Raw genomic sequence first — 23256 nt, forward strand, 5'->3', positions numbered from 1 at the left:
GAACAAGGCTTCTTTCATGGGGATTCCACCAATTTGGAATTAAACTACACATTAGAATTGTAGTAGTTTGCCATTCAGAACGACTGGTTCAGGATTTTGCCGCGGTCTGATGTTTATGGTAAAGATTCTTCAAAAGAGAGAACTTATTTTAATTTCGCTTTCCTACCTGTCCGGCAGGCAGGCGCGAAAGCGCACTAAATACAACTCATGAAAGAAAAACTAAAAATCGACATTGTATCAGACGTCGTCTGTCCATGGTGTACGATAGGTTATAAACGATTAGAAAAAGCCATAAAAGAACTGGGAATCGAGAACCAAATCGAACTCGAATGGCAACCCTTTGAACTTAATCCCAACATGCCTGCAGAAGGTCAGAACTTAAAAGAGCATATCATAGAAAAATATGGCTCGAGTCCAGAACAATACCGTCAAATGCAGGAGCAGATGACAGCTGCTGGAGATGATGTAGGTTTTGTTTTTGATTATTATGACGACCAGCGCATGTCAAATACGTTTGATGCTCACGTTCTACTGGAATATGCACATCAATGTAGCAAACAAACCGATTTAAAAATGCGCCTGACCAAAGCATTTTTTAGTGAGCGTCAGGACGTTTCAAAAACCGAAGTTCTCAAGCAAGCTTTATTGGACGTAGGATTGGATGCTGATGAAGCACTGTCTATGCTAAATAATCAAGAAGCTCGTAACGAGGTACTTAAAAAAGAGGCTTATCGGAAAAGCTTAGGAGTCAATAGTGTTCCTACCATAGTATTTGATAGAAAAAGTGCCGTTACCGGCGCACAACCAGTCGATGTTTTCAAACAGGTTTTGAAAGAGGCTATGGAACAACATGCATAATTGGTAAGTTTATGAAAGATGTAATGAGGCCTGAGGTGCTGTTTTTTGACGTCAATGAAACCTTACTGGATCTTTCTACCTTGAAAGAAAACATCAGAGGATTGCTGGATGGTAGAGATGATTTTATTGATTTATGGTTTACTACGTTACTTCACCATTCTTTAGTGACCAGCGCTAGCGGACAGTATGAAGATTTCGGGAAGATAGGTGCCGCTACCTTACAAATGGTGGCAGCTAATCATGATATTACCATCCCAAAAGAGGTCGCTAGAGACGTAGTGATAAATTCATTCCGTCATTTAAAGCCACATCCTAAAGTGAAAGATGCGCTTACCCAATTGAAAGATGATGGCTACAAGCTGGTAGCCTTCACTAATTCGTCCAAAGAAGGTGTAGAACAACAACTCACAAACGCTAGTATAGCAGATCTTTTTGAGGCTCGATTGAGCATTGAAGACTCTGGAAAATTCAAACCCTTTACGCAAGCCTATGACTGGGCAGCACAACAAATGCAAACAAAACCTACGGCATGTATGATGATTGCCGCTCATGGTTGGGATGTTGCCGGTGCACAATGGGCTGGCTGGCGAGCTGCCTTTGTAGCGAGACCTGGTCACCAGCAATATCCGCTAGCACCTCAAGCAGAGATTGTTGGAGCGGATTTAAAAGAGGTAGCTCTTTCACTGATGGCATTGCAAAAAAATGCATAGAAAAACACCTTAATTAAAGCTAAAGAGACTGTTTTTCATTATATAACATTATACCTACTTTTCAATTTGCTTAAATTGAGTTTATAAAATATTTCTATGCTTCACACCATCGAAAACGACCAGCTCACCTGCACCATCAGTTCTACCGGTGCAGAAATCCGCTCGCTTAAAGAAAAGGAAACCGGGAAAGAGCACATCTGGCAAATCGATGCGTCCGTTTGGGGCAGCAGCTCGCCAGTCTTGTTCCCAGCGATTGGAAAAATAAAGGACGACAAAATCATATATAAAGGTCAAGAATACGCCATGCCACGGCACGGTATCATTAGGCATAATGACCAATTGGTTTTTGAACAGCACAGCGCTTTCAAATGCTCCTTTACCTTGAACAGTTCGCCAGCGACCTTGAAACAATATCCGTTTGAATTTTCATTTGCTGTAATGTATGAACTAGTAGGTAAAAGTCTAAAAATGAGCTATGTCATTGAAAACCAGGATGAAGTCCCCATGCATTTTGCCTGCGGTGGCCATACCGCTTACGCCTGCCCATTGACAGACGGCAAGACCTTGAAAGATTACGTGATCGAGTTTCCTACATCGCAGGATCTACGTGCGCAAACCTTGGGCGCTTCTGGATTGCTATCTAACGAATTCCGGACTTTCGAATTGAAAAATGCCACCTTACCACTTTCTAACCATCTATTTGATCGCGACGCACTTATTTTATCCAATATCGATTTTGAATGGGTTCGCTTTCGCGAAAGCGATAAAAACAAGGGCCTCATCGTTAGATTTGAAGGCTTTCCACACCTCGCGCTCTGGTCAAAACCTGGAGCCGATTATGTGTGTATTGAACCATGGCTGGGATTGCCAGATTCAGAAGACGAATCGCTTGATATTGCCCAAAAAAGCAGTTACAAAACCATAGATCCAGCAACTCGCTTCTCGATATCGATCATTACAGAGATCGAGTAATTATGGCTCAAGCCAAGTCTGATCATAGCTCTCACGAGACTTAAACTAGCTTAAAATTAAATGTCTCTTATGGGATCGCCGCACGTATATAAAGGTTAGATTTAGTGTTCACCGTAAAATGAATTCTCATGGCAAAATCACAAGACGCTAAGAAAAACGTCAAAAAAGAACCTACCAAAACAGCTAAGGAAAAGAAGGCTGAAAAGAAATTGAAAAAATCCAAATAAGCAGCATATCGCTTTAAAAACCCGCAAAGGCTCGTGTCCCTTGCGGATTTTTTATGGATTAATATTTTGTTACAAAAGTTGGGTATTTGACTTTAAGACTTGCCTATTTGTACCTTTGCCACAAAATGTTTTTTAATGGCTTCAGGATTTTTTGCATTACTCGATGATATAGGTGTCCTTATGGACGATGTGGCTGCCATGAGCAAAGTCGCGACTAAAAAAACGGCTGGAATCCTGGGCGATGACCTTGCCGTAAATGCAGAGAAAGCTTCTGGATTTGTGTCTTCCAGAGAGATTCCTGTATTGTGGGCGATCACAAAAGGTTCCTTTATCAACAAACTCATCATCTTACCCATTGCCTTCCTGTTAAGTGCTTTTTTGCCATGGGCCGTGACCGTCATTTTACTTCTTGGAGGTATTTACCTAGCTTTTGAAGGTGCCGAAAAGATCTATGAATGGATTTTCCCGCATTCAAAACCAGAAACGGACATACCACCACAAGAAATGTCTGAAGAGGAAATAATCGCTCATGAAAAAGAAAAAATCAAAGCCGCCATTGTGACTGATTTTATCTTGTCTGTAGAGATCGTGATTATTGCATTAAGCTCTGTGGTCAATGAACCCATTTTGAACCAGATTATGGTAGTGTCAGTAGTGGCGATCATTGCCACTATAGGAGTTTACGGTATCGTGGCTGCGATTGTTCGTATGGATGATTTAGGATTGCGATTGATCAAAAACAACGATGGAAAAGGTTTTGGAAACACGGTTGGAAGATTTTTGGTTTCGGCATTGCCTAAGATTGTCAAAAGTTTATCGGTAATAGGAACCATCGCATTAATTTTAGTGGCTGGTGGAATCTTTGTCCACAATCTGGAGTTTATCCATGATGCTTTGCATTCTTTACCAGCCATTGTAGGTGAAGCGCTTACGGGTCTTGTAGTTGGTGCGCTTTCGCTAGGCATCTATAAATTGGTGAAGGTTTTATTTTTTAAAAAGGATAAAGCTGCCGCACATTAAAACCCAGCTTCCTTTGGAAAAAGCCGATATGTTCTGGAAGGTCTGCACCGATTGTTTAGGACGCGGCAAGAAAAGCCAGCGCATTCGCAAAAAGGCTAAACTTCAATATCAAAAAGCTCTAGCAGACTTCCAAAAATCCGATGGCGAAGGAAAGGCACCAAAAAAACCAAAAGGTCATCTCAAAACTTGTACGACTTGTAACGGTACCGGATTAGTTCAAAGCGACCAGGCTCCTATTCCTAATCAAAGTTTCCCACATGTGGCAATTGTTGGTGCTGGTATAGGTGGTGTAGCTCTAGCAGTAGCCTGTTTGCATCGTGGCATTCCTTTTACTCTGTTTGAGCGCGACGCCAGTTTTGACGCTCGTTCCCAAGGTTACGGATTGACCTTACAACAAGCCAGTAAGGCCATGGCTGGCTTCGGAATCCAAGAGCTTCAAGAAGGTGTTGTTTCTACCAGACATGTCGTTCACCATACCGATGGAAAAAAAATCGCCGAATGGGGCATGCGCAAATGGATGGAAAACAGTGACAAAGAAGCTCCTAAAAAAACCAACATTCACATAGCCAGACAGGCTTTGAGACAAGCGCTTATTGATCAAATAAATGATCAAGCTACTATTCAATGGAACCATCAATTTATAGATAGTTCCATGGCTTCTAATAAACGTGTCCAGCTGCGGTTCAAGGTGAACTATGATATCCTGAACTACGAGGCAGATCTTGTTGTGGGTGCAGACGGCATACGTAGCCAGGTACGTAATCAGATTTTGAGCAACGACTCCACACCGCTGCGGTACCTGGATTGTATTGTGATTTTGGGCATTTGTCCGTTATCTGATATTGAAAATTCTGATCATGAGCTGCTGGACTCAGCGACGGTGTTTCAAACTGCAAATGGCCACGAGCGTATGTACATGATGCCTTATTCTAGGGATTCCATCATGTGGCAGTTTAGTTTTCCAATGTCAGAAAGTGATGCAAAAAGTCTTAGCGCTCAAGGCTCCAAAGCCCTAAAGCTGGAAGCCATCCAACGCACTCAAGATTGGCACGCTCCTATTCCGCAAACCTTAAGAGCAACGCAAGAGGATTTGGTTACCGGTTATCCTGTTTATGATCGTGAAGTTTTGGATGAGTTCGCTTTCCTGCCTGTCCGGCAGGCAGGCGCGAAAGCGAGGTCACTAAAAGCCTTTGATAACACTGATAAATCTTTATCGCAAGGCCTAGGCATCTTATCAAGGTACATAACTTTACTGGGCGATGCAGCACATCCCATGAGTCCTTTTAAAGGTCAAGGAGCTAATCAAGCCTTACTGGATGCGCTCTCACTGGCACGACTGATATATACAGGTTGCAGGCCACCATCGAACTGGCGAGAAAAAGGAATCAGAACAAATGTGCTCAATGCGTTTGAAAAAGAAATGATAGAGCGTAGTACAGTAAAGGTTAAGGAATCGGCAGCTGCCGCAGATTTTTTACATTCTGACCTTGTCCTGAAGGAAATCGACGCACCAAGAGGTAGTGACATCAAGTAAGTTCCAAGAGGCTTCTTCGTAACTTTGAACTAAAATCAAACAGCTTAAAAAGATGGATATACAAGGGAAAAATGCACTAATTACAGGATCCAGTCGTGGTGTAGGACAACAAATAGCATTGGGACTGGCACGTTTAGGATGTAATATTATCGTTCATGGAAGCCAGCCATCAAGCAATGACAAAACGCTGGAATTATTGGAATCTTTTCCTATTCAAACCTACAGCGTTCACGGCAATCTCGCTGATGATCAAGAAGTCAAAGCGCTTATCCATCAGGTGAATAATCTCAACTTTCCTATTGATATTTTATATAACAACGCAGGGATCATGAAGGATTATCATGAAGACATCTGGTCACACTCTACTGATGAATGGATGGACACGTATAAAGTAAACGTCGTGGCGATGTACCAATTATGTGCAGCATTTGTGCCTGCGATGATTGAAAATAACTTTGGAAGAGTCGTAAATGTCACTTCTCGCATTTCTGGTCAACCCCAATTAGCACCTTATGGCGCTTCTAAATGGGCTGTAGATAAACTCTCTCAAGACCTGGCTGTAGCATTAGAGAACACCGCAGTTCGCTTGAACTATTTTGATCCTACCTGGTTAAAAACAGATCTAGGTGGCGAGCACGCAGACAATCCTGTAGAAGCTGTCTTGCCTGGAGCTTTAAAACCCGTATTGGTAGAAAATGATGGTCCCAATGGACAATTCTTCTCTGCCTTTTAAAAAACATTGCATCCTCACAAAATTTAGCTAAGACGAACCAACAAAATGGTATCGCTACGGATGGATTGTACCTTTGTCTAGAATAAGAATGAAACATGAAAGAAAACAAGTCATTAGAATACATAAAGCAAGTACTTCAACACCAGCCATCAGATTGGTTGGGTCTTACAACTCATAGGCTGGACGTTTACAATGAAGAATTTGCCAAAACGGAATTCCTCGAGAAATTTGAACATCTATATACTTCCAACAATTTTAAAAGAGAAGCCTTGGCAGAACTGCCAACGGCTTACGATTATATCAGGTTGGGTCATCCGCTATCCTGTATTCTGGAATGGGGCATTGCTCAGCAATTGGGTATCGCTGCAGATCACGTCATCGCCTTTCAATCGCAAACGGTTCCCGTTCTTGCGGTGTTGCGCACAAATCTGTTGAAAGGAAAAAATACCAGAATAGTACATCAAGACAATTTGCCCGACTTTTTTGATGCCGATAAAATCAGAAAGGTATACGGTTATCATTTTGATTTGCAAAAAGTTCGATCCACCTGCGATATAGGTCTTTTTGACGGTACTACTATTTTGCTATCACAAAAGGAGAAAATGGGTGTATCCCATTTAGAAAATAACATTGATTTCTACGTCAATCTATATGGTCATCTGGGAAGTATCTTGATTGCAAACGGCAAAGAGACTTCTGGTTATATATCTGACATCCAACACGTGCGTCGTAGAGAAACGGTAGCCATGACGCCGTCAAATTCCCTGTTGGCGTTAGAATCCTTTGTAAAGGATGCTCCGCTGGATCTAACAGAACCTGACGTTGAAAACGATAAAACCAGCGTACTAAACTCCATCAATGAGATTACTGGATCACCGCTCCAACCCTATGTAGGCTCCAGTGGTTTGTCCATACAGTATGCCATCATGATGGGACTTATTGACAGTGCTCTAGAGCAACATCTTGGTAAACCTATCAAATTTGTAGTGCCACCTAACTGTTACGGCGGTACTAACGATCAGGCCAGACGCGTTGCGGCTTGCTTGGATCATGTAGAAATTGTCGACTTGCCTGTAGATGGCGATAACGACATGGTAAAAAGCGTGGATCGAGTGCTGGATCAAATTGCCCAGCAGGACGCAGTTCCATTTATCATTGCTGAAATTCCTACCAATCCACGTGTGGAAGTTCCTGTTTTGGAGGATTTGAGAAATGCGCTTTCGCGAAAGCGAACTACACCTAATGGCACGACTGCAATCGATCCAGTATTTATTCTGGATCAGACTTTTTGTCCTAACTATTTATTCCTGGGCGAAGGCAAAATCCTATCAGAAGTACGAACTATTTCTTATGCCAGCGGTTCCAAATTTCCTAGCGGTGGTAGATGTACCGCAGGATATTGCGTAGGAAATGGCAAAACGCAAGATTTGATGGACAAGGTGGCGGTGCATCTTGAATTGTGCGATAATGAAGCCACTGCTCACCAGTACGAGATTCTTGCCCAGCAATTGCCCTCCATGAATGAGCGTATTCAATTAGCTTACGAAAACACTCGGGAATTTGTTGATTTTATCAAGCAGGAATTGCCAGAAGCCAAAATCAATTTTGTGAGTGAAGAACTCGCACAAGAAGGTTTTACACCATCTGTGTTTTCCATGGACTTGCCAACAAAAGGTTCCACGCCAGAAGAACGCGAAACCTATAAACGCGCTCTCAATCTCAAATTGATTCATTTGATGATTGATGAGATTCCGCTGGAAAGTAAGTTTTGCGTAAGTTATGGTCAATTGAAAGGCTGTTACTGGACCGTACCAGCCACGAGTACCCAAGGAACAACTAAGGAAGGCGACAAGGATTATATCGTACGTGCTTCCCTATCACCAGACCTGGATCTGGAACGTCATAAAGAGGTTTTCAGGGAGTTTGTGAAGGAAATAAAGTAATTCAAGCGATTTCCTGCTTGATGCATCATATCTAACTATTGATTTTCAATAGTTAATCGAGGGTAATCAAAAGCTATTTATGAGAACGGGAAGCGGTTCTTGTAAACTTTTTGGCTTTCAAGAATTGTACAATTTTATGACCATACTACCTCTTACCTTTACGGCATGAGCGATTCCCTAAAAAACCAGCAGCAAATTCTTGACAAGCTAGGCATCAAAAAGCTAAACGAAATGCAAGTCGCTGCGCAAAAGGCGATCAGCTCACAGGATGAAGTGGTGTTGTTATCGCCTACAGGTACTGGAAAAACACTGGCGTTTCTATTGCCTTTAGTGCAATTGCTAGATGCTCATGTGGATAAAGTTCAGGCGCTTATTCTGGTACCGTCCAGAGAGCTCGCGATTCAAATTGAGCAAGTGCTACGTGAAATGGGCAGTGGTTTTAAGGTCAATGCGGTTTATGGCGGTAGATCTGGATCTGGAGATAAGATTCTTCTTTCCACTCCACCAGCCATATTGATAGGAACACCTGGTCGTGTGGCAGACCATTTACGTCGTGGCCATATTGATGTTACTCAACTTGAGACTTTGGTGCTTGACGAATTTGACAAATCACTGGAAACTGGCTTTGAAAGCGAGATGCGCGAGATTGCCGAGTCATTACCGAAGGTTCGTAAAAAAATATTGACTTCTGCCACTCAAAAAGTAGGCATACCGCCGTTTATGAAAATGGCAAATCCTAAAAGATTGATCTTTCTTGAAGATCAACAGCCCAATCTCGAGCTTAAAATCGTGGTGTCTCCTACTCCAGATAAATTGGCTACATTACGCCAACTCATCGCTCATTTAGGATCCAAACGCGGCATCATTTTTTGCAATCTTAAAGACACGATTGCAGAAGTGAGCGATTATTTATGGGATTGTGACATCCAGCATTCCGTTTTTTACGGTGGATTGGAGCAACTGGATCGCGAGCGTGCCTTAATCAAGTTCAGGAATGGAACCCACAAAATCCTTCTCGCAACAGACCTTGCTGCTCGAGGAATTGACGTTCCAGAGCTGGATTATATCATTCACTATCAATTGCCGTACAAACGTGAGGAATTTATCCATAGAAACGGCAGGACGGCGCGCATGCATGCCAGCGGCACGGCTTATATGATCAAGTTCCAAAACCAAGAACTACCTGATTTTATTGAGAATGCAAACCTTCTCGAACTCAGCGATTCCAAAAAAGCCAAACCAGACCAACAATGGGAAACCCTTTATATTTCTGGTGGTCGCAAGGATAAGATTTCAAAAGGCGATATTGCCGGCTTGTTTTTCAAGCAGGGAAACCTAGAGAGAGATGAATTGGGCGTGATCGAGCTCAAGCAGGATTGTGCCTTTGTGGCGGTGCCTTATGAAAAGGCATACGAATTGATCAATACACTTAACAACAGTAAAATAAAAAAGCGAAAAGTGCGCATTTCACTTTTGGACCAATAAGAATATTATGAGCGAATCCACCACACCAGACTCTAATGAAATCAAGCAACAGGAATTTCTAGTTGAAAAGGTTTTCTACGATCTGGAGAATAAAAACGAAGGTCTGGAAGAGGACAAAAATTACTTCAGCGAAAATGATTTTGCCTCTATCCTACTGCGCGCAGAGCATTACGGTATCGGCATTTTTAATATGGAAGCCTACCACGATGGGAAACTTTTTGGGACTGATAACCACGAGGTCTACCGCAAAAAAGCCACGCATCCACAGTGGTATAAATCGGCTTTTGGAAAGTTCAAAAGGGCTCAAAAAGACATGCTCTATCGTGCCGATTTCAAGGTTTCGCAAAAACTACTCGATAGACCCGATTAGTTCTTTTTAGCGTTGATCCAGTAGTTCATGAACTTGAAATGCGCATCGGCGTGATGTAGCGCGATTTTGTTGACCAGACTTCTTTTTCTGGGATGATGATTCTTTAAGTCGTTGATTTTAAGGAATAACGCTTTCGCGAAAGCGGACTTTTCAAAATCCCTTTTAAGAATCTCAAAATTCTCGTTTACTTGATCCTGCCAGCGTGATGGATTGGTATATAAATCTAAAGCGTCTTGTGCAAAATCAGTCCAAGAACTAGTTTCAGAAGCATCCTCTAACCGAATTCCTTCAAACGCTACTGGCGTTCCTGCGATGGCCAGTCCATTTTTCATGGCGTCAAATACTTTGCCCTTCAAACCGGCGCCAAAACGCAACGGTGCGAGTAATACCTTATGTTTTGACAACACCACATCTACGTCTGCTGCGTGACCTTTGATGAGGAATCCGCTATCGGGATCATGTAGGTCCAGTATTTTTTGAGGTGCATTGGGACCATAAATGAATAGTTGAGCCTCTGGCTGATTGGCTCTTATAATAGGCCAGATTTCGGTGTTAAGTATTTCTACCGCATCCACGTTAGGAGCGTGTCTCAAATTACCAATCGTGCAATAATCCTGACGCTCTTCATAAGGTTTTGCCTTAGTTTGATATTCTTTGACTTGATCATCTTCCACCAAAAACGGAATGTAAAACAAGGTCTCTGGATCCACCGGGAAATTGTCCTGCAACAGTTCCATTTCAAACCTTGAAATAATTAGGCTCAAATCCACCCGATTCATACTGCTTATCTCGCGCAGTGCCAGTTCGCTCTCAAATCCATCTTGAAGACTGGTCCCTTGCAGCACCTGTTGTTCTCTGGCCGTTCGCAGGAAATGCAGATCTTCGGTATCCAGGATTTGGATCGCCTGTGGCGTATGGTGGCGCACACGCCAGCCGTACTGTTCTTCTATCAAAAATCTATCGTACAACACTACTGCTGGTTGAAATTGCATCAATAATCGATCTAAGGAATCGTCATGTAAATCAATACCATGTGTGGATATATGGCGTTCTTTTAACGATGGTTGAGCCGTCTGTTTCAATCGAGCGGCACAACAAAAAACCACCTCATATTCCTGATCTAAAAAGAGGTCGATAAGTTGTAGGATTCTGTATCCAGCGGCTGTTTTAGTAGGTTCTGGCCAGATGTATCCTATGACGAGCAGCTTTTTCATATCGCAAAGTTAGGTTAGAATGCTGTACATAAATGCGGTATAAGTATGCCGATTAATCTGGGCAATACGAACATTAATATTTACATTAGCAGTCTTAAAAATTCAACAATTTTCATGGGGAAAATCATTGCAATTGCAAATCAGAAAGGTGGCGTAGGAAAAACAACAACAGCCGTGAATCTTGCGGCCTGTCTAGGTGTTTTGGAAAAGAAGGTATTGCTTATTGATGCAGATCCACAGGCAAACGCATCTTCAGGTTTAGGCATCAATGTGGACGAGGTTGAAGCAGGAACGTACCAATTGCTGGAACACACCATCAAGGCGGCAGACCTTATCGTAAAGACAGAGTCACCCAATCTGGACATCATTCCCGCACATATTGATCTTGTAGCTATTGAAATTGAACTGGTAGATCAAGAGAATCGTGAGCAGATGTTGCGCAAGGCTCTGGCACCTATAAAAGACGATTACGATTACATTATCCTAGATTGTGCACCATCATTGGGTCTGTTGACGCTTAACGCTTTAACAGCCAGCGACAGTGTGTTGATCCCTATTCAATGTGAATATTTTGCATTGGAAGGTTTGGGCAAACTTTTGAACACGGTAAAGAGTGTGCAAAACCTGCATAATCCGCAACTGGATATTGAGGGATTGTTGCTAACCATGTACGATAGCAGGTTGCGATTGTCCAATCAAGTGGTAGAAGAAGTCAATCAGCATTTTGAAGGTTTGACCTTCAAGACAATCATCCAGCGCAATGTGCGTTTAAGTGAAGCGCCATCTTATGGCGAGAGTATTATTAACTATGATGCCGCGAGTAAAGGTTCAGAAAATTACCTGAGCCTGGCTAACGAACTCATTTCAAAAAACTCCTAATCACATGGCAAAAGCAACTAAAAAACAAGCTTTGGGTCGTGGATTATCAGCCTTATTAAAGGATCCATCCAACGATATCAATACCGCACAGGACAAGAATGCCGACAAGATCGTAGGCAACGTGATTGACCTGCCGCTGGAAGATATCGACATGAATCCATTCCAGCCGCGTACCAGTTTCAATGAAGAGAATCTGCGCGAGTTGGCATCTTCCATCAAGGAATTGGGTGTGATTCAGCCTATTACTGTTCGAAAAAAGGGATTTGGCAAGTTTGAATTGGTTTCTGGAGAACGTCGTTGTCGTGCTTCAAAATTATTGGGATTAAAGACCATTCCAGCTTACGTGCGCATTGCTAACGATCAGGAATCCCTGGAAATGGCACTGGTAGAAAACATCCAGCGACAAGATCTGGATCCAATCGAGATTGCCCTTTCTTACCAGCGATTGATTGAAGAGATTGATTTGACTCAAGAACAGATGAGTGAGCGCGTGGGCAAGAGCCGTAGCGCAATAGCCAATTATTTGAGATTGTTGAAGTTAGATCCTATCATCCAGACAGGTATGCGTGACAACTTCATTTCCATGGGTCATGGTCGTGCGTTGATTACGATTGAAAATCTTGAAGATCAGCTGGATATCTATCAAAAAATATTGAGCGATAATTTATCCGTACGAGATACTGAAGCACTTGTTAAACAGTCTAAGGGAAGTCCGCTTTCGCGAAAGCAGAACAAATCAAAATCCTTGCCTGCACATGTGGAATCCTCGATAAAAGAATTAAGCAATGCCTTGAATACGAAAGTGACTGCTACCACAAGTTCCAGCGGAAAAGGAAAACTGACCATAGCATTTGAATCCAAAGAAGACCTGGAGCGCATTACTAAAATGATTAATGGCTAAGCTGCTTCCATATCTTTTTTTGATGGCGTCTTGCTGGTGTTTTGGGCAACGTACGGGCGATCCCATTCAAGTCAATGCGGTAACGGACAGTTTGATACAGCCCGATTATTCGGCTTATTTATATGATGCTAACCGGCCATCTAAGGCTGCTTTTTACAGTGCCGTACTACCAGGATTGGGACAGGCTTACAATGGTAAATACTGGAAAATACCGCTGGCCTATGCAGGAATAGGTATTCCTGTTTTGGCGTATATATCTAACGATAAGGAGTATCAACGATTACGCACCGCTTTTCAAATACGACTCGCTGGTGGTACTGATGATGAATTTTCAAATGAAAACGGTGAACCCATTGTGACTAACGCTGGTCTGGAACGCGCTCAACGTGTCTCACAGCGCAATAAAGAATTGAGTTTGTTAATCGCTGCTGCATTTTATGCCATTCAAATCATAGACGCTAATGTGGATGGTCACCTAAGTCAGTTTGATGTGGACCGTGATCTATCTTTCAAACCTTATCTAGATTATAATCAATCGGCATCTGGAACCAGTTATGGTTTCGCTTTATCCTATACATTTTAAATCATGAAAATCGGACTATTAGGCTACGGCAAAATGGGAAAGGTCATCGAGCGTATTGCTCAAGAGCGAGGCCACGAAATTGTAGCAAGAATCAATAAAGATGATTCTAAAAACGATCTAGAAAAGAGCGATGTGGTCATTGAGTTTACCGCACCAGAAAGTGCACTGGAGAACCTGAAGTATTGCATTAATAAACAGATTCCAATTATTTGTGGTACAACAGGTTGGAATAGTAGCATAGAAGAAATCTATAAACTAGTTTCTGACCAAAATGCGGCTTTGGTTCACGCTTCTAATTTTAGTTTGGGCGTGAATTTATTCTTTGAACTCAACAAGCGATTGGCTGCTTTGATGGAGCCCTTTGAGGACTATCAATTAGCCGTCCAAGAAATACACCATACAGAAAAAGCAGACGCTCCTAGCGGTACCGCCATCACCCTTGCGGAAGGCATTATGGAGAACACCCATTTTAAAGGTTGGCACCTAGGAAAGGAAAACGAAAAAGATTCTATTGGCATTGAGGCTTTGCGCGAGCATGATGTTAAAGGAACTCATTTGGTTTCTTGGAATAGCGACGTAGATCAAATTGAAATCAAACACACAGCACACAGCCGTGATGGTTTTGCATTAGGCGCTGTCATCGCGGCAGAATGGCTGTTAGACAAAAAAGGAAGCTTTACTATGAAGGATGTGCTGGGATTGTAACGATGGCGGTACTTTTATAACTAATACATCAGGGAAACGAATACAATAAAGATTACAGAATGAGTTGGACAGGTTGGATCATCCTATTTATCATATTACAGATTGTCCACGGCGCAGGTACGTGGAAATTTTATAAAGCCGCAGGCAGACAAGCTTGGGAAGCCTTTGTTCCTGTGTATAATTCGGTTGTATTGATGAAAATCATTAATCGTCCCATCTGGTGGACGATTTTGTTGTTTTTACCAGTCGTTAATTTAATCATGTTTGTGGTTATTTGGGTGGAGACCTTAAGGTCTTTTGGCTATAACAAAGCCAAAGACACTGCGCTAGTCGTTCTAACCCTAGGACTTTATTTGTATTATATAAATTACACGCAGCCGTTAGAGCACATTAAAGAACGCTCCCTAAAACCCAGAACTGCCGCCGGCGAGTGGACCAGTTCTATTTTGTTTGCGGTGGTTGCAGCTACCATTGTGCATACGTATGTAATGCAGCCTTTTATCATTCCAACGCCATCACTTGAGAAAACCTTACTCACCGGCGACTTCCTATTTGTATCAAAATTTCATTACGGTCCTAGATTTCCCATGACACCTGTGGCTGCTCCTATGGTTCACGATACGATTCCAGTATTAAGTGTCAAGAGTTATTTGGATAGACCGCAACTTCCTTACTTGCGCCTACCAGGCGTTAGTGACGTAAAGCGCAACGATATTGTAGTATTCAACTGGCCAGTGGATACGGTCAATGCATTTCCCTACAACGACGGGAAATACCACTATAAACCTATCGATAAGAAATCGAATTACGTCAAGCGCTGTGTTGGTATTCCTGGAGATACACTTTCCATGATTGAAGGTAAGGTGCACATAAATGGTGAACCACTCGTACTACCAGAACGCGCAAAATTGCAGCATTCCTTCCTATTGAAAACTAAAGGTGCTCAGTACACTGAGGAACAAATGAATGAATTTGGTATCACAGATGGTTTCCAGCAAGGTCAATTGACTGGTACAAATACACCTGCGTTATCCATCAAGGCAGCTACTGATGAGGCGATAGAAAAGCTTGAAGCTACCGGGAACATTGTTGAGGTCGAGCAGACTATCTTTTCAGATGCATTCTCACAGCGTTATTTCCCTTATGATGGCATTGTAGGTAATAGTTATGATAACATCAAGCCGTTCCTCATTCCTGCTAAAGGAATGACTACACCTATTACCTATAAAAACATTGACTACTACCGCAGGATCATTGAAGTTTACGAGGGCTCTGAAATGGAAATCTCCAATACCATCAATTTACGCGGTAACGATGTCTATCTAAACGGAAAACCTCTAACGGAATATACTTTCCTGCAAAACTATTACTGGCTAATGGGTGACAACCGTCACAATAGTGAAGACAGTCGCATCTGGGGTTATGTTCCAGAAACACACGTGGTAGGAAAACCAGTGTTTGTCTGGATGAGTATTGACTGGAGCAAAAGTTTGACCGATATGGTGCGTTGGGATCGCTTGTTCACCACCGTGAACGGTACGGGTCAACCTACCTCCTATTTCGTGTATTTTGTTGTGCTTTTGATCATCTATTTTGTGGTGCGTAAAATCATGAAAAACCGCAAAGCAAAAAAATAGATATGTCACTTATCATACATCCTAGCTACTTTGTGGATGTAGAATCCTTGGTTCATATTTATCATTGCGATCAAATTCTTGTAGATGCTAGCGATAGTTATGTGAAACAGACCTATCGCAGCCGTTGTTATATTGCGGCCGCCAATGGACCGCTCACGCTCAACATTCCTATCGTTCACGATGGCAAGCAAAGCTCCACGCTATACAAAGATGTTCTTATAGACCTATCACAGCCTTGGGCATCCAACCATCTCAAAAGCATCACCAGCGCCTATAAAAGCAGTCCTTATTACGAATATTATGAGGATGATTTAATTGAGTTGTATCAGGACATTCCAGAGAAGCTAATGGAATGGAATATTAAAACCATGCAATGGCTCTTGTCACAGCTCAACCTGGCTACCGATTTAAACTTTACGGACGACTACCAAAGTGATGAGCTTGCCACCTACTTGATCACTGCTAAAAAGAAATCAGATCTTGACATCAAACCTTACATGCAGGTATTTCAAGAAAAGCATGGCTTCCTGCACCCGTTATCAGGACTGGACCTTTTATTCAATTTAGGTCCATCTTCAAGAGCTTATCTTAAAAGTATATCGCCATTGTGAATACGGACTATGACAGGTTCAAGGCTTTCTACCAGACGTCCACTTTCTGGCAGGGAACGCTAGGTGGTATTGAGCAATTTCCTTTATCTAATTTTGATTTTAGCCATTTAAGCGATGAGGAACATGTTCTAGAATTACCGTCGATTCCTCATGGCACCGTATTGGGTAAACGAGCGGAGTACTTTTTTGAATTCTGCGCGAGGCAAAGCTCCAACTATGAAGTTCTCGCATCCAACGTACAGGTGTTTAGAGGCAATCGTACCCTAGGCGAGATTGATTACATCTTGAAACACAAAAGCACGCAGCAGGTGTTTCATGTCGAGTTGGTGTACAAATTCTACATTTTTGAACTGGGCAAAAATTATAAATCCGCTTATTTGAGCCGCGATCAAAACCAGGAACTCTCCAGTTATGTTGGACCCAATAGGCGCGATTATTTCATTAAGAAATTTGACCATCTTAAAAAAAGGCAACTACCTATTTTACAATTACCTGAAACCCTTGAACTGATCCAATCATTGAACATAGATGTGACCCAGATCAAGCAACAGGTTTGCTTCCTGGCGCACGTTTATATCCCACGAGAAATGTGGCAGCGTGAATTTAAATACCTCAATAAAAGATGCATCAAGGGATATTATATGGATGAGTTCGCTTTCGCGAAAGCGATAACCTCCAACCTCTATTTTCTACCTGAAAAAAAGCAATGGAAAATGCGACCACAGTCCTTGCAAGTGGCATTTACTCATGAGCAATTATTGCCAGAAGTGCGCCAAAGCTTAGAGCGAGGATTTGCTCCCATGATATGGATGCAATGGCCTAGTGGAGAATTTGAGAGCTTCTTTGTGGTTGCGGCTTTACCAACTCCTTAAGCACGATTTAACATGATGTTTTTAAAGATGAGCAGGTTGCGGTTTATCTTTAAATAAAACAAAACATTATGGAACGCAAATTTGAAAGAACCAAAAGTGATAGCCCACTAGGAGAAATAGGAGATCGTTCAAAGCCTAAAGATTTTGATCTGGACTCTAATACAATCAATAAAAAAGAAAAAGAAAAAACCAAAAAATGAGTTATTTAAATTTTAATGCCGATAAAGCTAACAATACTTCAAAAGAACTGAACATTTTATTAGCCGACTATCATTTGTACTATCAAAAACTAAGAAATTTTCACTGGAATATCTTAGGACATAATTTCTTTGATCTACACGTGAAATTTGAAGAAATGTATGACGATGCTATCCTCAAGATAGATGAAATTGCTGAGCGTATTTTAACACTTAGATTTCAGCCTACTTCTAATTACAGCGATTATTTAGAAATGTCAAGTCTAAAAGAATCAAAATCTGAACTTAAAGATGTTGATATGGTAAATATACTGATCGACGATCATGGATTACTATTGAAGCAAATGTCTAAAGTCGTCGAAGTTGCAGGAGAAGCCGAAGATGAAGGTACTATTGATTTGATAGGCGCTTACATACGTGAGTTGGAAACTACCAGCTGGATGTTAGACGCATGGAGAATGAAGACTGGTGATATTCATAAGTCAGTATAACATTTGTCGATATTATTAAAAAACCGTTCCAAAAAATTGGAACGGTTTTTTTATGCTACATTTTCAACAAAAGCTTTACTTCTTGTACTTCTTACGAGTTTTAAGAAAACTGATCCCACCAACTATTTCTACCACGACGCCTAAAAGGATCATTCCTATGGCTCCAAATATCTCTAGAAAATAAAATAGAATACCGATGATGACAATCACACTACCTAAAGCGATCAAAACGATTCCGGTTCTGGGATGAAGCATAAGTGTTTCTTTTGATCAAAAATAGAAAACCTGATGGATATCAACATCCATCAGGTTTGTTATTTATAGTCAGAAATTGTTAGAAGTTAAATCCTACCTGGAAACTAAATCTTAAACCATCATCGCCGTGAAAGAGGTTGAAAGTAGCTCCTATTGCCTCTGCGGAATTTACCCAAATACCACCGCCATAATCGTTGTACCACCTTTCACTAAAATCACCACTCAACCACACTCGACCTACATCACCACCTACAAAAACTCCTATTTGTAAGGGTACGAATCCGGACTTAAATTCATTAAAACTGTAGCGTATGTCTCCAGAAGTGACAAAGGACCGTTGTCCAGAGAATCGCTGGGTACGGTAACCTCTCAAGCCTGTCATTTGGCCCAACTGCGCGCTTTGATAAAATTCGTAATCATTACCAACAATGATGTGAGACTGAGCCAAGGATCGAAGGACTAGTTTACGGTCTCTAGTCAACGCATTATAAAAGCCCATTTTAGGTTTGAAGTAATAAAAAGTATCATCGATTTGCTGGAAATTACCCACCAAACCGTTATTGATCTCAAAGATCATCCCACGAGTAGGATTCAAGTTATTATCAAAAGAAGTATAGTTATAAGTGACATTGACATCTCCAAACCATTTTCTATCAAAGAATTCTGGGTCTGTTTGTGAACCTGGAAACTGAGTAATAAACCTACCACGATCTTCCAGTACTTGATTCCCTTCTACCGTCAGGCTCATTCTCAAGTTAGAACCATATTCACCGCGATAAATCGCTCCTGCGCCAGCACTGTAAGTACTCAATCGCACACGATTGAAATCGTATGATAAGTCGTCATCTGGATTATTGGTTTCATTTCCGAAACCGAAGAAATTTTCAGTAAAAGTAGGACCATTCCATTTTCCAGAAAGTAAAAGGTTCATTTCTCCAAAAACTCCAGCAAATTCTCCTTCATACGCAATGGTGTAACCTTCAGTTGCAAAAAAGTATCCAGCAGTCAGTTTATGTACTCTTGTATGTGGATTGCGATTAAATCCATCTACAGTATACACGTTTTGAACCGCCAGTCGCAAACCGTCATCTGGATTGAAACCTATGGCTGGTGTCAAAATATTGGAAGCCTGTATCGCCTTTTTGGGATCGTAGGTATTGACCTCGTAACTGTTGGTCAATCTCTTTACGGCATCTTCCATCTCTAAAAAGGTGTTTTCTTTCGTTTTATGGTCATGAATCGTGATGGCTCTGCCGCTTTCAATATCGTAGATATCGTTATTCTGGCCGCCTATAACTCTTACCTTTATAGGATTGTTGGGGTTACCAATGGCGTGAATGATATCATCATCATCTAATCCATAAATCCAGATTTCTTTGGTTTCAGAACGATCAAAGGTTCTTTGAAAAACAACATCTGCTTTCTCGCCATCTTTGTTTCTATATATCTTAACCTTTGTAACACCTTTTGCAATGCGTTCTATTTCTATGATATCATCTTTATCAGTACCGGTAACTATCGCCAGTTTTGAAATGACATTGTAATATCGCACCGCAATATCTAAGAGATTATCGCGACGCGCCTTCATGCTTTCAATAATCGTCTGTGTACTCTCGTTTGGATATATTTCTGCAGGTAGGTTTTTGAAGGCTTGCTCAATAGTCTCATCTGATAGGTTCTCTTGAATGTATCTAGCCTGCTCTGTCCATGCCTCGAGGTTGGCCTCTTGAGCTAGGTTTCGATCCAGATAGGTTGCTGCGGTATTGAACCATCTTACGTTCCTTAAATCATCCTCATAGGTGGCAAACTGATTGGTGATGCCCACTAAGGTTCTCAAGGTGGCAAAAACAGCACCGTCAAAGTTAGAAAACACCTGATCTCTATCTCGTGGTATTGGTTTATAGATTACCGTGCCATCGGCATTTTCAAATTCTGCCCATCGCCATTGATCCTTGCCTCTATCCCAATCACCTATTAACATGTCAAACATGCGGGCGCGAATGAAAGATGCCTCGTCCACCTTATACTTTTCATCGCGACGCAACCTTTCAAAAAGATCCTCGGTACTTTTGATATCGTTGGGCCTACCGAAGCTCGCCAATTCGTTATAGTTCTCTTCTGGACGTTCTACCAGCATGTACAATTCATCGCCAAAATTATTATTGTACTGCCCTAACGCTTTTTGCTTTGGGATATAATAAATCTCTGGATTGGTATGAAAAATATCCACTGCAGCAGCCAGATCTGGAATGACTAGTGCTCCATATGGATGCGCTGCTGTGTAAAAGTCGTACAGTAAATCTTCGGCACCCGTATTATCAAACCCAACCGATACATCTGTATCGTTAAAAACGGTTTTTTGCAAAAACTGAACAGAGCTTTTCTTTAAAGCCCTCAACACGTATTCCTTACCGCTAGGATCTTGCAATCTTAAGGATCTGGTTTCTATGCTACCGCTGGCTCTCAGAATTTTTAAACCACCCTTTAGAGTATCTAGTAATCCAACTTTGGCATTGATCTCTGTGCCATAGAGCTCTCGGTACTTTTTACCCCATAATCCTTTAAACACTTCAGATTTGTCTGTTTTTTCATCTTCGTATATGTTCGCTTTCGCGAAAGCGGGAAAACGGTCTGGCAACGAGTCCACATTGAAAGATTTAGGTTGCTCAATCACCTTTTTGGTATATAGTAATTTGTGAGCCTCACCATCCCAACCATAATATTGAACCCAAGAGCTACCATCTTCCATCACATCCATGCGGGCAAAGCCTTTACCGCCGTAAACAAACAGCCCATCATTACTTAAAGAAGCGTATCCTTGCTTAGAACCAGACCCTGAAACAATCTGTCTCACACCAGAATTTTCAATGTATTGCAAGGTATGTTCATGACCGCTAGAAAAAATGATGCGAGGAGCTTTTGAGGCAATAGCAAGCTTGCTTAAACGGTCTGCCATTTCCTGATATCTTTTATTTTGTTTGTCCTGCGCACTCACGCCACCACTGGTTCTGATCAAGCTTACAAGCGATCCCAGTACGGGAATAGGTAATTTGCCTTGAGTTGGAAAAAGATGCTTAATAGCGGCATACTGTCCACCATGAACACCATTAGTAAACAAAGGATGGTGCAAGCTTACCAGAATGGTTTTGTCCTGATTGCTTTTGAACTCATCTCTCAGTGCAAGAAAGAATTGATCTCTGGTTTTGATCTGATCACAGTCGTCGTTAATCGTTGGGATCTCATCCCATTTTGCCAGATACCACTGGCTATCAAGAATGATTAATTGAATGTCGGGCGTAATCTCGCGACTTTCTATGGGACACCCAACGCTAGGCTGCCAGATGTCTTTATCATCCATGGCATTTTCTATGTATTCCTTTTCCCGTTCTACATTGACAAGATTCTCATTATAATAGTCATGATTTCCAGGGATAAAGATGGTTTTCCCACCAAAGCTTTTGGCGACATCTATTTGCGCATCTAAATGATTTTCTGCTGTAGGTCTGAATTCATCATCCTTAGCGGGCATTCCTGTGGGATAAATATTATCACCTAAAAAAATGAGCAAATCTTCTTGAGTGTTTTTGCCTTCAATATAACTTTCCAATGACAATAAACCATCGCTCTTACCACCTAACGGCGAGTAGCCTACATCACCTATTAGGTAAAAGCTTTTTTCTACTGCTTGACCAGTTGGATACTGCTCTAATTCATCTTCTTTATATTGTGCTTGATAACTTGCACAACCCGCAAGGGTACAGATTGCTATTAATAAAAGAATGTTATTTTTAAGCATAAGTTATCAATTCGTGGTAATTTTAATTCTTAAACCTTAATATGACTGAATTTCTTAACGCAGCCGATGATTTTGTGTTACATCTTTTCAAAGAGAAATTAGATGATATTTATGTGTATCACAACTATACGCACACTAAACGGGTTGTTAAAAGTACACACGAAATTATCGACAACTCTGAAATAGATGTTAAAGAGAAAGAGGCCTTATTACTGGCCGCATGGCTGCACGACACGGGTTATATTTACGGTGCTGATGGACATGAAGAAGCGAGCGCAAAAATAGCTGAAGAATTTCTAAAAGATCAAAACGTTGATAAGGACACCATTGAATTGGTGCAAAAGTTAATAAGAGCTACTAAGTTCAATGACCAACCCACAGGTAAGCTAGAAGAAATATTGCGTGATGCAGACTCCTCGCATTTTGCCAAGGACTATTATTTTGAAACCAGTGAATTGCTTAAAAAAGAGCTAGAACTACGTGGTAAGGAAATGTCCAATAAAGAATGGCGCAAGGAAAATATTCTGGTTTTTACTGAAAAGCACCGCTATTACAGCGAGTATGCCGTAAAAAACTGGAACGTCAAGAAGAACGAAAACTTGATGAAGCTCTTCAAAAAGAAAAAGAAGAAAGCTGCCAAATACAACAAGGAGAAACTTAAGGTTGACCTTAAGAACCAAAGCCCAGAACGTGCGATTCAAACCCTCTTTCGAACTACCTTAAGAAACCACATAAAGCTTAGTGACATTGCAGATACTAAGGCAAACATTTTGTTGTCTGTAAATGCTATTATCATCTCACTAGCCCTAGCTAACTTGATTCCTAAACTGGATCAGGTGAGCAACCGTCATTTACTGTATCCTACATTGATCTTAATTTTATTCTCTGTAGCCAGTATCATCCTTTCCATTTTATCTACAAGGCCCAATGTTACAAGTGGTGAATTTACCGATGAGCAGGTAGAAAAGCGTGAAGTCAACCTACTATTTTTTGGTAATTTCCATAAGGTGCCTTTCCAGAGATATCAAAAGGCATTGATGAGCTTGCTGGATGATAAGGAAGAAGTCTATCAAAGTCTTCTAAAGGATTTATGGCTGCTAGGTGTGGTGCTCAACCGTAAATACAGTCTTTTAAGATGGACGTATACTATATTTATGATAGGTATCATTGCATCAGTGATTGCCTTTGTGATCGCGTTTACTACCTATGAATATCCTGTAGTAGCAGAAATAGTTCCAGGATAGTATTCAAAACATGATATCA

At 41.4% G+C, this 23256-nt stretch carries 22 protein-coding genes; 19 read left to right on the forward strand and 3 right to left on the reverse strand.

Annotated elements, in window-relative coordinates; translation table 11 throughout:
- The first annotated feature begins 207 nt into the window (after positions 1-207).
- The 9 genes from BST86_RS05330 to BST86_RS05375 all read left to right on the forward strand — a co-directional run bounded on the left by BST86_RS05330 (position 208) and on the right by BST86_RS05375 (position 9852).
- Positions 208-858: a DsbA family oxidoreductase gene (locus BST86_RS05330; protein ID WP_105982368.1), complete on the forward strand. Its 651-nt coding sequence runs from the start codon at positions 208-210 to the stop codon at positions 856-858.
- 11 nt (positions 859-869) lie between these two features.
- Positions 870-1568 (forward strand): haloacid dehalogenase type II, encoded by a 699-nt coding sequence (locus tag BST86_RS05335; RefSeq protein ID WP_105982369.1) that lies wholly within the window; start codon positions 870-872, stop codon positions 1566-1568.
- A gap of 96 nt (positions 1569-1664) precedes the next feature.
- On the forward strand, positions 1665-2540 hold the full coding sequence (locus BST86_RS05340) for an aldose 1-epimerase family protein (protein WP_105982370.1): 876 nt from the start codon (positions 1665-1667) through the stop codon (positions 2538-2540).
- 362 nt (positions 2541-2902) lie between these two features.
- Positions 2903-3787, forward strand: coding sequence for a DUF808 domain-containing protein (locus BST86_RS05350; protein ID WP_105982372.1), 885 nt, complete (start codon positions 2903-2905; stop codon positions 3785-3787).
- A 28-nt stretch (positions 3788-3815) separates the two neighbouring features.
- Positions 3816-5321, forward strand: coding sequence for an FAD-dependent oxidoreductase (locus BST86_RS05355; protein WP_105982373.1), 1506 nt, complete (start codon positions 3816-3818; stop codon positions 5319-5321).
- Between the two features lie 52 nt (positions 5322-5373).
- Positions 5374-6054, forward strand: a complete 681-nt coding sequence (locus BST86_RS05360; protein ID WP_105982374.1) for an SDR family NAD(P)-dependent oxidoreductase — start codon at positions 5374-5376, stop codon at positions 6052-6054.
- 95 nt (positions 6055-6149) lie between these two features.
- Positions 6150-7997, forward strand: coding sequence for a PLP-dependent aminotransferase family protein (locus BST86_RS05365; RefSeq protein ID WP_105982375.1), 1848 nt, complete (start codon positions 6150-6152; stop codon positions 7995-7997).
- A gap of 165 nt (positions 7998-8162) precedes the next feature.
- Positions 8163-9482 carry a DEAD/DEAH box helicase gene (locus tag BST86_RS05370; RefSeq protein ID WP_105982376.1) on the forward strand — a complete coding sequence of 440 codons (1320 nt, stop codon included), beginning with the start codon at positions 8163-8165 and terminating at the stop codon, positions 9480-9482.
- 7 nt (positions 9483-9489) lie between these two features.
- Positions 9490-9852 (forward strand): hypothetical protein, encoded by a 363-nt coding sequence (locus tag BST86_RS05375; RefSeq protein ID WP_242446468.1) that lies wholly within the window; start codon positions 9490-9492, stop codon positions 9850-9852.
- On the opposite strand, the gene BST86_RS05380 is transcribed toward BST86_RS05375, so the two are convergent.
- Positions 9849-11066: a glycosyltransferase gene (locus BST86_RS05380; RefSeq protein ID WP_105982377.1), complete on the reverse strand. Its 1218-nt coding sequence runs from the start codon at positions 11064-11066 to the stop codon at positions 9849-9851. The two genes, BST86_RS05375 and BST86_RS05380, sit on opposite strands and share 4 nt — an antisense overlap.
- Positions 11067-11180: 114 nt before the next feature.
- Between BST86_RS05380 and BST86_RS05385 the strand changes: the two genes are divergently transcribed.
- The 9 genes from BST86_RS05385 (at position 11181) to BST86_RS05420 (ending at position 17942) form a co-directional block, all read left to right on the forward strand.
- Complete coding sequence (locus BST86_RS05385) at positions 11181-11945, forward strand: ParA family protein (protein WP_105982378.1); 765 nt, start codon at positions 11181-11183, stop codon at positions 11943-11945.
- A 4-nt stretch (positions 11946-11949) separates the two neighbouring features.
- Entirely contained in the window at positions 11950-12846 is an 897-nt protein-coding gene (locus BST86_RS05390) for a ParB/RepB/Spo0J family partition protein (protein ID WP_105982379.1), read from the forward strand.
- Positions 12839-13429, forward strand: a complete 591-nt coding sequence (locus BST86_RS05395) for a DUF5683 domain-containing protein (protein ID WP_197709221.1) — start codon at positions 12839-12841, stop codon at positions 13427-13429. The genes BST86_RS05390 and BST86_RS05395 overlap by 8 nt, the downstream gene beginning before the upstream one ends.
- Before the next feature lie 3 nt (positions 13430-13432).
- The gene (gene dapB, locus BST86_RS05400; protein WP_105982380.1) at positions 13433-14134 is read left to right on the forward strand and encodes a 4-hydroxy-tetrahydrodipicolinate reductase; all 702 of its coding nucleotides are present in this window, start codon (positions 13433-13435) and stop codon (positions 14132-14134) included.
- Between the two features lie 59 nt (positions 14135-14193).
- Complete coding sequence (gene lepB / locus BST86_RS05405) at positions 14194-15771, forward strand: signal peptidase I (protein WP_105982381.1); 1578 nt, start codon at positions 14194-14196, stop codon at positions 15769-15771.
- A gap of 2 nt (positions 15772-15773) precedes the next feature.
- Positions 15774-16382, forward strand: coding sequence for a WbqC family protein (locus BST86_RS05410; protein ID WP_105982382.1), 609 nt, complete (start codon positions 15774-15776; stop codon positions 16380-16382).
- Entirely contained in the window at positions 16379-17254 is an 876-nt protein-coding gene (locus BST86_RS05415; RefSeq protein WP_105982383.1) for a DUF1853 family protein, read from the forward strand. Before BST86_RS05410 ends, BST86_RS05415 begins: the two co-directional genes overlap by 4 nt.
- Positions 17255-17322: 68 nt before the next feature.
- On the forward strand, positions 17323-17454 hold the full coding sequence (locus BST86_RS15080; RefSeq protein ID WP_262497913.1) for a hypothetical protein: 132 nt from the start codon (positions 17323-17325) through the stop codon (positions 17452-17454).
- Positions 17451-17942 carry a Dps family protein gene (locus BST86_RS05420; RefSeq protein ID WP_105982384.1) on the forward strand — a complete coding sequence of 164 codons (492 nt, stop codon included), beginning with the start codon at positions 17451-17453 and terminating at the stop codon, positions 17940-17942. The genes BST86_RS15080 and BST86_RS05420 overlap by 4 nt, the downstream gene beginning before the upstream one ends.
- Before the next feature lie 75 nt (positions 17943-18017).
- Here the strand turns inward: BST86_RS05420 and BST86_RS05425 are convergent, their stop codons facing one another.
- Positions 18018-18197 (reverse strand): hypothetical protein, encoded by a 180-nt coding sequence (locus tag BST86_RS05425; protein WP_105982385.1) that lies wholly within the window; start codon positions 18195-18197, stop codon positions 18018-18020.
- A gap of 79 nt (positions 18198-18276) precedes the next feature.
- Positions 18277-21993, reverse strand: a complete 3717-nt coding sequence (locus BST86_RS05430) for a metallophosphoesterase (RefSeq protein WP_105982386.1) — start codon at positions 21991-21993, stop codon at positions 18277-18279.
- Between the two features lie 41 nt (positions 21994-22034).
- Between BST86_RS05430 and BST86_RS05435 the strand changes: the two genes are divergently transcribed.
- Positions 22035-23237, forward strand: coding sequence for a Pycsar system effector family protein (locus BST86_RS05435; RefSeq protein WP_105982387.1), 1203 nt, complete (start codon positions 22035-22037; stop codon positions 23235-23237).
- Positions 23238-23256: the final 19 nt, after the last annotated feature.

It is taken from the genome of Nonlabens agnitus, from assembly GCF_002994045.1.
Classification (GTDB): Bacteria; Bacteroidota; Bacteroidia; order Flavobacteriales; family Flavobacteriaceae; genus Nonlabens; species Nonlabens agnitus.